The following is a 14,393-nucleotide window of genomic DNA, read 5'->3' as shown; positions in this document are numbered from 1 at the left end:
CAAGCTTCAGTTTCTGTTGAACGGCAGCTTGGATGAATGCTGTACTTTCGTGCACATGAACCGATTTTTCCGTTGGGGATGGCTGCCCTTGCTGCTGCTACTGGCAGCCTGCAGCAGCTACGAAGCGCCAGAAAGCGGCATCGATTGTGGCCGTCAGTTTATCAATGCCACCTATCAGGGCAACTTTAAACGAGCCAAGCAATTGTTGGTGCCCGGCGATGCCAATGCGCAACTACTCAGCACCCGTTTTGAGCAGCCCTTTCGCAGCCTCGATGGCTTTGGCAAGGAACGCCTTTCACAATCTTCCATTGTGATTCTCTCCATAAAAACTATCAGCGAAAACGAAGTACAAGTGGCGTATCAAAATGCCTACGACAACCAACCGAAAACCCTGCAATGTGTGCAGCAAGATGGTCAATGGTTGGTGAACCTGTCATTCAGTTTTCCGTAATAACAAATGGGCATCAGCATTTACCATATTGTGTTAGTGGCATTGGGCGGCATGCTGGGCAGTGTGCTGCGGTTTGTGGCCGGCACGTTCATTATGCAAAAAGCAGGAAGTGCCTTTCCATGGGGCACATTTGCCGTCAATATTATTGGTTCATTGTTCATTGGTTGGGTGGCTGGCCAGGCGGCCAAACATCCCGGCTTTCAGGCTTGGCAACTGCTGCTGGCAACGGGTTTTTGTGGTGGTTTCACCACGTTTTCGGCACTCAGCAATGAGAGCCTGCAAATGATACGGCAGCAACAATATGGTTTGCTGACCGTTTATATTGGCGCTTCCCTAATTTTAGGCATCGGCGCAGCCGCATTCGGTTTCACTTTATCAAAATAAATTATGACTTCCAACATCAACGTACATCACCCCTGGCACGGCGTTCCTTATGGCGATGGTGCCCCACGTACCGTCAACGCTATCATTGAAATTCCGCAAGGCAGCAGGGCCAAGTATGAAATCGAAAAAGAAACGGGTCTGTTGAAACTCGACCGGGTAATCTACTCCAGTTTCTACTACCCCACCAACTACGGCTTTATTCCGCAAACCTATGGCGACGATAAAGACCCGCTGGATATTTTGGTACTCAGCAGCATTAGTGTGCAGCCGTTGTGCATCATCGAAGCCAAAGTAATTGGTGTAATGCAAATGATTGATGGTGGCGATGCCGATGATAAAATCATTGCCGTTGCTTCCAACGATATGAGTGTAAACCACATCAACAACATTGAAGAACTCGGTCCGCATTTCTTTAAAGAACTGCGGCAGTTTTTTGAAGACTACAAGAAACTCGAAAACAAGAGTGTGCAGGTAGAAGACTTTGGCGACAAAGCCACAGCCCTGCAAATCATCAATGCCAGCATTGAAGCGTACAAAGTGAAATTCGGCACCTAAGCATTGCCATTTTCTTTTACATAGCAAAAGCGACCAGCAGATTGTGTTGGTCGCTTTTTTGTGAGCTTGCATCGAGGCTAAATGTTTCGCACAGAGGGCACAGAGCACACAAAGCATTTTATTAAAATCCGTGTGCATCCGTTTTCATCCTCTGCTGTCGCAGGCCTCCCGGCCTGTGACGTATGGTTACTCATTTACTCATTCAGCCAGTCCTCATCATGTCGCCCTTTCAGGGCTTGGTGTTTTTTTGTTGCCCATTTACCCCCCGGGTTAAAACCCGGGGCTAGATGATAATCGCCCTTTCAGGGCTTGTATCTTTTGTTGTCCTTTGTACCACGGGCTGCACCCGTGGCTGAGTGATGGTCGCCCCTTCAGGGCTTTACTCGAAAGACATCCGTGGCAATCCATTCCATTCGCAAAAATCCGCGTCCCATTTTCCGTGTCCCATTATTAGAAATACCTTTTCAGCAACCGCAGGTGATGTGTTCGGCGGCCGCTTTCGGCATGGATGATGCCTTCATTGTCGATGGGATCGATACGCACCACACCCGATGCGTGGAGTATTTGATGGTCGTTGAGCAGGATGCCCACATGCGTAATGCGACCTTCCGCATTGTCGAAAAAGGCGAGGTCGCCGGGTTTGGCTTCTTGTAAAAAACCAATGGCATCGCCGCCTTCGGCCTGCTGCCAGGCATCGCGGGGCACAAACATGCCGTTTTGCTTGAATACCATTTGCACAAAACCACTGCAATCAATTCCCCAAATGCTTTTGCCACCCCACAGGTACGGCGTACCCAGGTATTGCATGGCGCAGGTAATGATGGCTTCGCTGTTGGGCGTGGCCGGTTCCAGCGGCATCAGCGGTAGCGGGTGCTGATAACGGATACTGTATCCGGGCAATGCCAACGTTTCTCTGTTTACCTTGCCCCTGCCACTGGCAGCAAAATAACATTCACTGCCGGGTGATAAACGTAACGGCCGGTCGTTTACCCACACATGAGCATCGAGTGCTGCCGTGCATACCATGCTTTCATCGAACAGGCCGGCTTCCATAGGTACCAGTTGCGTAGCCTGCACCCAGCCTTCGTAACCATCGTAGCGGCTGCGTACCTGGTAAAAATCGCCTTCACTGTTCAATATCTCGCATTGCTCACCAAACAGCAACTGGCTCACCATTTCGGAGCGGTGTGCTGCCTGTGCCCGCATGGGCGCCACCGACACAATATTGATGCACATCATACCTCACAAAGTTTGCTGCAATAATAAACGACCGCCCCTGCGCCGTGCATATCTATTTAAGCAGATTGCCGGGGCGTGTGTGGATTTTTCCTTTATTTACATCTCTCTGAAAAGCTTTTGCCCGTGGCCGAATCTCCGCATCAGTTTTCTGACCAAACCTTGCTGCAACTGTTTAAAGACAGTGGCAACAACCAGTATGCCGGCATCTTACTGCAGCGCTACACCCTGCTGCTGTTTGGTGTGTGCATGAAGTACCTGAAAGATGAAGAAGAAGCCAAAGATGCCGTACAGCAGGTGTTCATAAAAGCACTGGGCGAAATGGGGAAATACGACATTACCTATTTTAAAAGCTGGATATATACCGTGGCCCGCAACCACTGCCTGATGGCGCTGCGCAAAACCCACCGCATTGTACCCGAAGACAGTGTGGGCGAAATAGCCGACCACGACCAGTACGAAGCCAAACAACAAAGCCAGCAAAAAGAACAACTGCTGGTATGGATAGAAGAAGGCCTGCAGCAATTGCAGGAGCCGCAGAAGCTTTGTGTAACTTTGTTTTACCTGCAAAAGCAAAGCTATCAGCAGATAGCCGACCAAACTGGGCACAGCCTGATGCAGGTCAAAAGTGCCATTCAAAACGGCAAACGCAACATTAAAATTTGGGTGGAAAAACAACGTCAACATCATGCATCCTGATTTGCTCAACATATTAGCCAACACCGATCAGCCCATCGACAATGAGCAGCTCATTGCTTACCTCACGGGCAAGTTGTCGCCTGCCGAAAGCCAGCAGGTAGAAGCGCAGCTATCGGCTGCCGGTATAGATGCAGAAGCGCTGGAAGGCCTGATGATGGTGCAAGACCGCAAACGCCTGCCGGCCATACAGCATGAGCTGGATATGTTTTTGAAAGCGCAAACCAGCCAGCCCAACAAACGCAAGCACAAATCCATGCAGGTGAACTGGCTATGGCTCTCGCTGGCTACCCTGCTGCTGATAGCCCTGGCCGTGCTGGCCTGGTATGCGGTGCATTTTTTGCAGGGGAAATAAACGAATATCCAGGTACGTCCTACACTGTTCGTTGTAACCAGCAGGTTGCAATACATCTCTATGCGCTCCACCATTGAAAGGGCTTCAGGCAATGTGGATTGCCTTAAAAAAATGATTGATTATCAATGTAGAAAATGTGGCGAGTGTCGTCTATTTTTGAGTTAGCGGTTATTGTAAAATGAGCATCAAACCAATTTTCAGCTTAATAATATTCCTTCTCTTCTGCACTTCCTGTAAGCAGACCAACGAGCAATTGTTGGACAAGGCACTCAGTTCTAGCAAACAGAAAAAATATGACAAAGCAATTGAAACTTACACGAAGGTTATAAACCGAAACAACAAATTACAGCTAGCATATTATAATAGAGGGTTTGATTATTTAGCAACAAAGCAATATGACAAGGCTCTTTGGGACTTCAACAAAGTGATGGCTCTACAATCTCACGGTGACTTTATTATAACTTACAATCAAAACTCTCCATTTGCTGACGAAGAGGCAAGGGCACAAATTCCTTACAATGACGCTTTATATCAAAGAGCCCAAGTAAAATATTTTATGGACAGTCTTAAAAGCTCATTCATAGACTTTCAAACTTTGGTTGACAATAACTATGAAGAAAAAAGCAATTGCCTTCTTTGGCAAGGGACAATTTATGTAAGAAGCGGAAAGACAGAGAAGGCTTGTACATACTTTGACAATGCTAAACAAGTTGCATTGACCGATGATGACAGAAATGAAGCAACTGAAATGATAAAAACCTATTGTGGCCAGACGAACAACAACCGCTAACAGTTGGTTTTATGCAAGTGGGCCAGACGTAATGCGTCTTTCATCTGTAGTGCATATCCCACCAGTATATCAGGCTCGACTTTCTTCGCTGCGTCGATATTGGTATCTTCAACTTTAGTAACTCTATTGGGCTTCAGTAGGCCGGGCTGGACTGAACAACATTGCCCACCTGCATAAATCCCTGAACGTTATCTCTATTTCTAATACAAAGTATTTAGCCACAATTCCAGCCCTAAGGCTGCGTCGGCAGTTGTCCGATTCTCTTCCCCCTTGTCCTTGTCCTTTCCCTTCTCCTCAACCTTCAGCTTGCTGCCCTCAGCCTTTGGCTTTACGCCTTCAGCCTTCAGCTTTCCGCATAAAAAAACCCCTCAGATGTACATCCGAGGGGCCAATGTCGTTTTTCGCCTTGGAGCGAAATCCGTACATATTATCCCAAATTATGAGCTACCGCTTCGCTTGGGATACATGCAGGGGTGCATTATCCCAAATACGACTTCAGCGAGTTGCTGTAGCGGGCTTTTTGCAAACGCTTAATAGCTCTTTCTTTAATCTGACGGATACGCTCCTTGGTCAAATCATACTTCTGACCAATTTGCTCAATGGTTACACCATTTTCTCCATCCAAACCAAAGTAAGCCGATACGATTTCTGCTTCACGAGGGCTCAACGATTTCAGCACACGGCGAATTTCCTCCCGAAGTGAGTCTTTCATCACATCGTCGTCAGTGTCGTCGCTACCTTCCAGCAGGTCGCCCATGGCCACATCTTCGGCTTCGTGCACGGGGGCATCGAGGCTGCTGTGGCGGGTGTTGCTCTGGAAAATGTTGTTGATTTCGGTTTCACTCATTTCAAGAATATCAGCCAGTTCTTCTGTAGAAGGTTCCCGCTCATGTTCTTGCTCGAAAGCCATGTAAGCCTTGTTGGCTTTGTTGTAGGTGCCAATTTTGTTTTGAGGCAGGCGGACTAATCTTCCCTGCTCTGCCAACGCTTGCAAGATGGACTGGCGAATCCACCATACAGCGTAAGAAATGAATTTGAAACCCTTGGTTTCATCAAAACGCTGGGCTGCTTTGATCAGCCCCAGATTACCTTCATTAATCAGATCACTCAGCGACAAGCCCTGGTGTTGGTACTGCTTGGCTACTGATACCACAAAGCGCAGGTTGGCGGTGGTCAGGCGTTCCAGAGCCTTCTGATCACCCATTTTGATGCGTTGCGCCAAAATGGTTTCCTCTTCCGGTGATCATGCCAATTTTGGAAATTTCCTGTAAGTACTTCTCTACCGCCTGCGAATCACGGTTCGTGATCTGGGTAGCAATTTTTAATTGCCTCATATTAAAATGGTTCTCCTTTTTCCGAGTTTGGAAGATAGGCGCTGCCGCTCTTCTTTTTCATGCCCTCTGTCATTGGTTTGTTCACATTGTGAATAAAGCCATTGCAAAAGGGCTGCAAAGGTACTGTTCATTTTCTGCTTTTCATAGCCTGTTTTCATTTAATCGACCGATACCTGTTGCATTCCTGCAGTATAAGACGCTATTACCAACAGTTTTACTGCAAAAAGGTACAGGAAGCCCAAAAAAATGACAGTCCGTTAACGAAACGGGAAGCATTGGGGTGGAAAACTTTTAGCCGCAGGGGGAACAAAACGGTCAAAACTGGGATGGAACATTGCAGCTCCACAACGAGTTGACGGTGCTTGGTTATTTTCGTGGCCGTTATTGTTCAACACAAGCAAATTATATGGCCATAGAACTCCGCTCCGATACATTTACCCAACCCACGCCCGGCATGCTGCAAGCCATGATGGCTGCGCCTGTAGGCGACGACGTGTTTGGCGAAGATCCCACGGTAAACGAACTCGAAAACCTACTGGCCCGGCAGTTTGGTATGGAAGCTGGCCTGTTTTGTCCCAGTGGTACCATGACCAACCAGATTGGCATTAAAATGCATACCCAGCCCGGCGACGATGTAATTTGTGATCAACTGAGCCATGTGTATCAATACGAAGGCGGCGGCATTGCCGTGAACTCGGCCTGTTCGGTAACGCTGCTGCAGGGCAACCGCGGCCGCATTACTGCCCCACAAGTGGCCGCAGCCATTCAGCCCGATGATGTACACAAACCGCACAGTAGCCTGGTGGTATTGGAAAATACCAGCAACCGTGGCGGCGGTGCCTGCTACAATTTTGCCTACATCGAAGCTATTAAAGAATTATGCGTAGCCAATGGCCTGAAACTTCACCTGGATGGTGCCCGCCTGTGGAATGCACTGGTAGCCAAGCAGGAAACACCCGCCCAATATGGCCGGGTGTTCGACAGCATTTCTGTTTGCCTGAGCAAGGGCATGGGCACACCGGTAGGCAGTGTGCTGCTCGGCACTGCTGCCGATATTAAAAAAGCCCGCCGCATCCGCAAGGTGCTGGGTGGCGGCATGCGGCAGGCCGGTTATCTGGCCGCTGCAGGCATTTATGCCGTCAACAATCATTTGCCGCTGCTGGCCAAAGACCATGCCCATGCGGCAGCCGTAGCGCAGGTATTGCAAAGCAAGAGCTGGGTAAAAGAAGTGCTGCCAGTAGAAACCAATATCCTCATTTTCAACACTACCGATGCCATGCCCGCCGCCAAGTTGGTGCTGCAATTGCAAGAGCTGGATGTGCGTTGCCTCGCCATCAGTTCGCAGAGCATACGGTTTGTGTTTCACTTGGGTGTAAGCGATGCCGACACCGATACACTGTGCGACATACTGCAGCAAATGCCAGCGTAAGCCATTTACCGAAACATGAGTTACATCAGGCGGCAGTTGGCATTTCTGGCTAACTTGCGGCCGCAAATCACCAGCAAAACACAAGCAATCTATGTTCCCGAAAATAGCTCCAACCGATACGCAGGCATGGCAACAGCTGGCCACGCATGCACAACGCATGAAGCAGCTGCACATCAAAGACCTGTTTGCACAAACGCCCGACCGTTTTCAACAGTTTAGCCTCAGCGAAGGCGATGTGTTGCTCGACTATTCTAAAAACATCATTACTGAAGAAACGATGGCGCTGCTGCAGCAACTGGCCAATGAATGTGGACTCCCACAAGCCATTGAAGCCATGTTTGGCGGCGAAGCCATCAACCATACCGAAAACCGCAGCGTACTGCATGTGGCCCTTCGCTCCAACCCTACGGATACGTTTACTGCACAGGGCGAAAATGTGGTACCGCAAGTTCATGCCGTGCTGCAACAAATGGAAGCCTTTTGCCAACGCATCCATAGTGGTGAATGGAAAGGTTACACCGGCAAGCCTATCAAATACATTGTGAACATTGGTATTGGTGGCAGCGACCTTGGCCCCGTAATGGTAACCGAAGCATTGAAGCCTTACTGGGTACCCGGCATACAAACCTATTTTGTAAGCAACATCGACGGTACGCACATGGCGGAAACCTTGAAAAAAGTAACGCCCGATGAAACGCTGTTTTTGGTAGCCAGCAAAACCTTTACCACGCAGGAAACCATGACGAATGCTCACACTGCCCGCAGTTGGTTTCTGGAGCATGCGAAAGATGAAGCTTTTGTAGCCAAACATTTTGCTGCCCTCAGCACCAATGAAAAGGCCGTCACAGCATTTGGTATTCACCCCAGCAACATGTTTGCTTTTTGGGATTGGGTGGGCGGCCGCTACAGCTTATGGAGTGCCATTGGCCTGAGCATTGCCCTCACCATTGGCTACAACAATTTTGCGCAACTACTGCAGGGTGCCCGCAGCATGGACCAGCATTTTCGCAACAGCTCGTTTGATAAAAACATGCCCGTACTGCTGGCTTTAATTGGCCTCTGGTACACCAATTTTTTTGATGCTGCCAGCGAAGCCATTTTGCCGTACGACCAATACCTGCACCGCTTTGCCGCTTATTTCCAACAAGGCAATATGGAAAGCAACGGTAAAACCACAGACCGCAACGGCAACCGGGTAACCTATAGCACGGGCCCAATTATTTGGGGTGAACCTGGCACCAATGGCCAGCATGCTTTTTACCAGCTCATTCACCAGGGCACACAGCTGATACCCTGCGATTTTATTGCACCTGCCATCAGCCACAACCCCATTGGCGATCATCATGAAAAACTGTTGAGCAACTTTTTTGCGCAAACAGAAGCCCTCATGAACGGCAAAACCGCCGAAGCCTGTGCTGCTGAAAATGTACCGGCGGAGTTGATTCCTTTTAAAGTGTTTGAAGGCAACAAACCCACCAACAGTATTTTGGTAAAACAGATAACGCCCTTTGTATTGGGGCAACTGATAGCTATGTACGAACACAAGATTTTTGTGCAAGGCGTTATCTGGAACATTTACAGCTTCGATCAGTGGGGTGTAGAGCTTGGTAAGCAACTGGCCAATAAAATTTTACCTGAATTGAAAGATGCCAACAGCATCAACAGCCACGACAGCAGCACCAATGGTTTGATCAACGCTTTTAAAAATTGGCGTAAAGGATAACTTTCAATTATTAATAAATATTCATCGGCCATGGCAGCAATGCGATGGCCGATTTTTTATGCGAGAATATCACAGAAACGTTCACACCACTCATCGTAGGTGAGAAACACGGGGCCTTGCAGCGAAGGGGATTGAAACCCGGATACTTTTTCTACAGCCCTTTGCATAGCTGCAGCCCAGGCCCCGGGCATGTTGGGGGTTTCGATGGCTTCACCAAAACGGGCCGCATCGAAATAATCTTTTACCCCGCCCACCCAAGAAGCAATGCAGTACAAACCACAACTCATTTGCTCAGCCAGGCTCAGGCCAAAGCCTTCTGTCCACAGGGGCGAAAACAAACCAATATCGGCAGCCTGCAAATAGCGGTGTACTTCGTGGTTGGGTTGGCGGCCATGAAAAACCACACCGGGAATTTGCTCACCCGTATCGGCACCCACCACATGCAGGGTGGCATTCAGGGCTAAATAATCGAGTTGTTGCCACGCTTTCAAAATCACTTCCAATCCCTTCTTTTTGCGGTGCTGGCTCGACCACACAAATTGGCATCCGTTATCCATGCCCAACTGCTGCCGCAATGCTTGCTTTGAAGCCGGCGCCAAAGGATAGCAACGGTTGTTATCAATAGGATTGTGCAACACATGCGCCGTAAAAGGCAATGATGGATTGTGCTCCAGTTCGTATAAATAGGAATGCTTGCTCAAGTAGATTACTTCATTCACCCCCTCCATCAACGCTTCGTATTTATTGCTGGGTAAGTAGGTAGAATAACCGCACTGGTAGTAAATGATTTTGCATTTGTGCCGCAAATTCATTTGCCCCAAAAAATGCCACACAGCATGCTTGGTACGAATGGAATCAACAATACAAATGATTAACTGCTCATGTTGGGCGGCTATTTCCTGCAAGGCTGTTTTGTAAGCCTGCAATTTCCAGTGTTTCATCAACCGGTTCATGAGCCGGTTGTGGCGCAGTTGCAGGTTGTAGCGTTTGGTGCGGGCCGAATGAAATGCATCGGCACCATTATTTCCAATCACATAATCCACCACATTGCCCGGGTACTGCTCCAGCAAATATGTAATGCGCTGCGACCATGATCCATAGCCCGGCGAAGGGATGGGTGCATCAGCAATCAATACTCTGGCTACAGACATGGGTTAGTTGTTTACAATCAGTACAATGTTACAGCAAAAGCAGTTGTTGAATGGTCATCAGGGAAAGCGCAGGGTGAGTTTTTCCAAGGCCACAAAAACAGCCGGGCAAAAGCTGGCATTTTTCAAGGTGATGTTTTTGCGCAGCAAGCAACACATCTTCATCGGTGTAGGGAAAACGGCTGCAATCGGAAGGGCGGTCTTCGTAAATGCTGCAAAAATTATCGGCACCTAAAAACGGGCAGGGCGATTGCTTCACCACATAGTCGCCTTCGTCATCCAGCCGCAGGTAAGTGTCAATAAAGGCCGACTCCTTCATCCGCAGCACTTTGCTAATCCGTTTGATGTCGGGTGTTTTAAACCGGGGCGAATAGTTTTTGCAGCAGGCCGCACAGCTCAGGCAGTCTACTTCTTCAAATACGGCCTCATGTACTTCGGGCAGCACTTTCAGTACCTTACGCACTTCTACTTTTTGCAGCCAATGCTTGTATTTCTTCTGGTTTTCGGCCGCTTTCTTTTGCCAGTTTTGCGGCAGTTCATTCGCCATGTTAAACGGTATTCAATTTTATACACACTACTTCGCACACAAAGATGGCCTTCGGATGCACTATGTTACCTTTGCAGCGCAAATTTTCAAACTTTCTACGGTCTTACTGGGTTAAAATCATGGTTCGATGCTGCTTTAGCGTCCAATCGTCATTGTTTCCGTTATCAACCGTATATCATTTTTAAAATAACAACCGGGTATGAACTTGTTTGAGCTACAGTCGAATGAATTTCAGGGCAGGCATATTGGCACACTGGGAAGCGAAGCCGCTATGCTCGAAGTGATTGGAGAAAAAAGCGTAGATGCATTGGTAGACAAAACCGTTCCTGAAGCCATCCGACTGCAGGCGCCGCTCAACGTACCCGATGCCCTCAGCGAGGCCGCTTTGCTGCAGCACCTGCATGAGCTGTCGCAAAAAAATGAGGTATTCAAAAGCTATATTGGTCAGGGCTATTACGATACGCATACACCGAGTGTGATTTTGCGCAACATTTTTGAAAACCCAGGTTGGTATACGCAATACACGCCTTACCAGGCCGAGATTAGTCAGGGCCGTTTGGAAAGCCTGCTTAACTACCAAACCATGGTAACCGACCTGACAGGTTTGCCCATTGCCAACGCCAGCCTGCTCGACGAAGCCACCTCTGCCGCAGAAGCCATGAACTTGTTGTTTCACAACGTGAACAAATCGGATGTAGCACAGGCCCCTAAGTTTTTTGTAGATGCTCAAGTATTTCCACAGGTGGTAGACGTGGTGGTAACCCGTGCTACACCGCTGAATATTGAAGTGGTAATCGGCGATTACAAAACCGCCACCATCGACAACACTTTCTTTGGTGCGTTGCTCCAGTACCCCAATGCTGCTGGCAGCATCGAAGACTATCGCTCTTTCATCGACAAAGTACATGCAGCAGGTGCCGGCGTAGCTATGGGTACCGACTTACTGGCCCTTACCCTGCTTACCAGCCCCGGCGAACTGGGTGCCGACATTGCGTTTGGCTCTGCTCAACGCTTTGGTGTGCCCATGGGCTTTGGTGGCCCACATGCTGCCTTCTTTGCTGCCAAAGATGAATTCAAAAGATCCATGCCCGGCCGCATCATCGGCATCAGCATTGATGCACAAGGCAAGCGGGCCTTGCGCATGGCGCTGCAAACCCGTGAGCAGCACATCAAGCGGGAAAAAGCCACTTCCAATATTTGTACCGCACAGGCATTGCTCGCCAATATGGCCGCCATGTATGCCGTGTATCATGGCCCCGATGGACTGAAAAAAATTGCCAAGCGGGTGAGCCTGTTGACACATGTGTTGGCAGCAGCACTCACCGAGTTGGGTTTTACCGTAGCCCATGCTCATTATTTTGATACCCTCACCATCAGCACCGATAAAGCAGCAGCTATCAAAGAAATAGCTGAGGCTTACAAAATGAACTTCCGCTATGTGGGTGCTTCGCAAATCAGCATTTCGCTGGATGAAACTACCACGCAGCATGATGTGCTGGATATCGCACAGGTATTTGCGCTGGCCGTTCAGCACGAAGCCGCCAGCATCGTGTTTGATGATGAAGCATCGCTGAGCAATATCCCCACTTTCGCCGTTCGTACCTCTGCTTTTTTGGAGCATGCAGTGTTTAACACGCACCGCAGCGAAAGCCAGATGATGCGCTACATCAAGAGCCTTGAAAGCAAAGACCTGTCGCTGAATACCAGCATGATTAGCCTCGGTAGCTGTACCATGAAACTGAACGCTGCCAGCGAAATGATGCCATTGAGCTCTCCGAACTGGAGCAAGCTGCATCCGTTTGCACCGGTAGCACAGGTACAGGGCTATCATGAAATGATGGCTTCGCTGAACCAGTACCTGTGTTCCGTTACAGGCTTTGATGAGTGCTGGTTGCAACCCAACAGTGGTGCACAGGGCGAATACGCTGGTTTGCTGGCCATTCGCAACTATCATTTGAAAAACAATCAGCCGCAGCGCAATGTGATGCTGATTCCGATTAGTGCACACGGTACCAACCCTGCCAGCGCCGTAATGGCTGGTATGAAAGTGGTGGTGGTAAAGGCTTTGGATAACGGCTACATTGATGTAGAAGACTTCAAGGCAAAAGTGGCTCAATACAGTAATGAGCTGGCCGGCACCATGATTACTTACCCCAGTACCTACGGCATTTTCGAAGAAACCGTAAAAGACATTTGCGCCCTGGTGCATGAGCACGGCGGACAAGTGTATATGGATGGTGCCAACATGAATGCACAGGTTGGCCTCACCTCACCTGCTGCTATTGGTGCAGATGTGTGCCACCTCAACTTGCATAAAACATTTGCCATTCCGCATGGTGGTGGCGGTCCTGGCATGGGCCCTATTTGCTTCCGCAGCCATTTGAAAGATAGCTTCATGAGCATGCCCATGCAGGAAATTGCCCACAGCGAGGGCAACATGCGTGGCGTAAGTGCAGCACCATTTGGTTCTGCTTCTATCCTGCTCATCAGCTATGCCTACATCCGCATGCTGGGTGCGGTTGGTTTGCGCAAAGCCACTGAGTACGCCATTTTGAATGCCAACTATATGCGGGCCCGCTTGCAAGAGCACTACCCCATTTTGTACACGGGCATCAATGGCACTTGTGCCCATGAATTTATTGTAGACCTGCGGCCGTTTAAAAACACTGCCGGTGTAGAAGCCGAAGACGTAGCCAAGCGTTTGATGGACTATGGCTTCCATGCGCCAACCATGAGCTTCCCGGTACCGGGCACCATTATGATTGAGCCTACCGAAAGCGAAGACAAAGCAGAACTCGATCGTTTTTGCGATGCGTTGATCAGCATTCGGGCTGAAATAGCCGCTATTGAAAACGGTCAATTGGACAAAGCCAACAACCCGCTGAAGCATGCACCGCATACGCTGGAAGTAGCTATGAATGATGGCTGGGACAGACCTTACAGCCGTCAGGTAGCCGTATTTCCGCTGCCTTATGTGATGCAAAATAAGTTTTGGCCAACCGTGAGCCGCATCAACAATACACATGGAGATCGCAACCTGGTATGTACCTGTGAGCCTACAGCGGCCTATGCAGAAGCTACCGCTTAAGCAAATGACGATACAATAAAAAAGGCCTCCTGCGGGAGGCCTTTTCTTTTATCAGTTTCCACAGCAATCCACAAAGCCGTTAAATAACAGGTTACGACCTGATGTTTGTCATTAATTTAATATGAACCTGCCAAGTAGATTTGTACTATAACATCAAACAAATGAAAAAACATCTGATTGCCGCAACGGTCTCAAGTATTGCACTGGTTCTGTTTGCATACTTGTGCCTCATCATCATGCCCAATTTGCCCGAGAGCATTGTAGAAGATTATTTCAGTCCATCATTTGTAAATGATGAAAGCAGAAACCTGCTGTATTTCGTGCAGCCCATTGTGCTCTCATTTGCATTGTCATGGTTCTGGACCCGTTTCAAAGATTCATTTGCCGGCAACTGGATGCTGAAAGGTTTAGAACTTGGTCTGGTATATGCATTGATTGCTTCTTTGCCCGCCATGATTTTATTGTACAGCGCCATTGATGTAACTGCCATGACAGTAGGAACCTGGTTGCTCTACAGTTTTGCACAGGCTACCATTGCCGGTGAAATTTCTGCCCGCATCGATCCATAAGCATTTTTCTCAGCTATACATTACCCCTTCGCTTGTTGTCTTGCGGAGGGGTTTCTTTTTGGTCAATCCCAAGAGCATATTGCACATT

The 14,393-nt window shown here is 48.7% G+C and carries 14 protein-coding genes; 10 read left to right on the top strand and 4 right to left on the bottom strand.

Annotated features, from left to right (window positions below; genetic code table 11):
* Nucleotides 1-55: 55 nt before the first annotated feature.
* Genes GLV81_RS06605 through GLV81_RS06595 form a run of 3 tightly spaced genes read left to right on the top strand, consistent with a single transcriptional unit; the run spans nucleotide 56 to nucleotide 1,390 of the window.
* Nucleotides 56-451, top strand: coding sequence for a hypothetical protein (locus GLV81_RS06605; protein ID WP_157477923.1), 396 nt, complete (start codon nucleotides 56-58; stop codon nucleotides 449-451).
* A 6-nt stretch (nucleotides 452-457) separates the two neighbouring features.
* Entirely contained in the window at nucleotides 458-835 is a 378-nt protein-coding gene (gene crcB, locus GLV81_RS06600) for a fluoride efflux transporter CrcB (RefSeq protein WP_157477921.1), read from the top strand.
* 3 nt (nucleotides 836-838) lie between these two features.
* A complete protein-coding gene (locus GLV81_RS06595; protein WP_157477919.1) occupies nucleotides 839-1,390 on the top strand; it encodes an inorganic diphosphatase in 552 nt (183 codons plus the stop codon).
* 450 nt (nucleotides 1,391-1,840) lie between these two features.
* On the opposite strand, the gene GLV81_RS06590 is transcribed toward GLV81_RS06595, so the two are convergent.
* Nucleotides 1,841-2,629 carry a C40 family peptidase gene (locus GLV81_RS06590; protein ID WP_157477917.1) on the bottom strand — a complete coding sequence of 263 codons (789 nt, stop codon included), beginning with the start codon at nucleotides 2,627-2,629 and terminating at the stop codon, nucleotides 1,841-1,843.
* A gap of 123 nt (nucleotides 2,630-2,752) precedes the next feature.
* Here GLV81_RS06590 and GLV81_RS06585 point away from each other — a divergent pair, with 123 nt between their 5' ends.
* The 3 genes from GLV81_RS06585 to GLV81_RS06575 all read left to right on the top strand — a co-directional run bounded on the left by GLV81_RS06585 (nucleotide 2,753) and on the right by GLV81_RS06575 (nucleotide 4,467).
* Nucleotides 2,753-3,325 carry an RNA polymerase sigma factor gene (locus GLV81_RS06585; RefSeq protein ID WP_157477915.1) on the top strand — a complete coding sequence of 191 codons (573 nt, stop codon included), beginning with the start codon at nucleotides 2,753-2,755 and terminating at the stop codon, nucleotides 3,323-3,325.
* The gene (locus tag GLV81_RS06580) at nucleotides 3,315-3,677 is read left to right on the top strand and encodes a hypothetical protein (RefSeq protein WP_157477914.1); all 363 of its coding nucleotides are present in this window, start codon (nucleotides 3,315-3,317) and stop codon (nucleotides 3,675-3,677) included. Before GLV81_RS06585 ends, GLV81_RS06580 begins: the two co-directional genes overlap by 11 nt.
* Nucleotides 3,678-3,933: 256 nt before the next feature.
* The gene (locus GLV81_RS06575) at nucleotides 3,934-4,467 is read left to right on the top strand and encodes a tetratricopeptide repeat protein (protein ID WP_197428993.1); all 534 of its coding nucleotides are present in this window, start codon (nucleotides 3,934-3,936) and stop codon (nucleotides 4,465-4,467) included.
* Between the two features lie 478 nt (nucleotides 4,468-4,945).
* On the opposite strand, the gene GLV81_RS06570 is transcribed toward GLV81_RS06575, so the two are convergent.
* On the bottom strand, nucleotides 4,946-5,671 hold the full coding sequence (locus tag GLV81_RS06570; RefSeq protein ID WP_246186290.1) for a sigma-70 family RNA polymerase sigma factor: 726 nt from the start codon (nucleotides 5,669-5,671) through the stop codon (nucleotides 4,946-4,948).
* Nucleotides 5,672-6,207: 536 nt separating this feature from the next.
* Between GLV81_RS06570 and GLV81_RS06565 the strand changes: the two genes are divergently transcribed.
* Both GLV81_RS06565 and pgi read left to right on the top strand, forming a co-directional pair.
* Nucleotides 6,208-7,230, top strand: coding sequence for a threonine aldolase family protein (locus GLV81_RS06565; RefSeq protein WP_157477909.1), 1,023 nt, complete (start codon nucleotides 6,208-6,210; stop codon nucleotides 7,228-7,230).
* 91 nt (nucleotides 7,231-7,321) lie between these two features.
* Nucleotides 7,322-8,953: a glucose-6-phosphate isomerase gene (pgi, locus tag GLV81_RS06560; protein WP_157477907.1), complete on the top strand. Its 1,632-nt coding sequence runs from the start codon at nucleotides 7,322-7,324 to the stop codon at nucleotides 8,951-8,953.
* A gap of 56 nt (nucleotides 8,954-9,009) precedes the next feature.
* Here the strand turns inward: pgi and GLV81_RS06555 are convergent, their stop codons facing one another.
* On the bottom strand, nucleotides 9,010-10,104 hold the full coding sequence (locus tag GLV81_RS06555; RefSeq protein WP_157477905.1) for a glycosyltransferase family 4 protein: 1,095 nt from the start codon (nucleotides 10,102-10,104) through the stop codon (nucleotides 9,010-9,012).
* A gap of 28 nt (nucleotides 10,105-10,132) precedes the next feature.
* Complete coding sequence (locus GLV81_RS06550) at nucleotides 10,133-10,648, bottom strand: YkgJ family cysteine cluster protein (protein WP_246186289.1); 516 nt, start codon at nucleotides 10,646-10,648, stop codon at nucleotides 10,133-10,135.
* A 199-nt stretch (nucleotides 10,649-10,847) separates the two neighbouring features.
* Here GLV81_RS06550 and gcvP point away from each other — a divergent pair, with 199 nt between their 5' ends.
* Both gcvP and GLV81_RS06540 read left to right on the top strand, forming a co-directional pair.
* Entirely contained in the window at nucleotides 10,848-13,736 is a 2,889-nt protein-coding gene (gene gcvP, locus GLV81_RS06545) for an aminomethyl-transferring glycine dehydrogenase (protein WP_157477903.1), read from the top strand.
* A 161-nt stretch (nucleotides 13,737-13,897) separates the two neighbouring features.
* Nucleotides 13,898-14,305: a hypothetical protein gene (locus tag GLV81_RS06540; protein ID WP_157477901.1), complete on the top strand. Its 408-nt coding sequence runs from the start codon at nucleotides 13,898-13,900 to the stop codon at nucleotides 14,303-14,305.
* Nucleotides 14,306-14,393: the final 88 nt, after the last annotated feature.

This window comes from Phnomibacter ginsenosidimutans (assembly GCF_009740285.1).
Classification (GTDB): Bacteria; Bacteroidota; Bacteroidia; order Chitinophagales; family Chitinophagaceae; genus Phnomibacter; species Phnomibacter ginsenosidimutans.
Note: the sequence above shows the minus strand (reverse complement) of the source record. Positions and strands in the feature narration are given on the sequence as shown.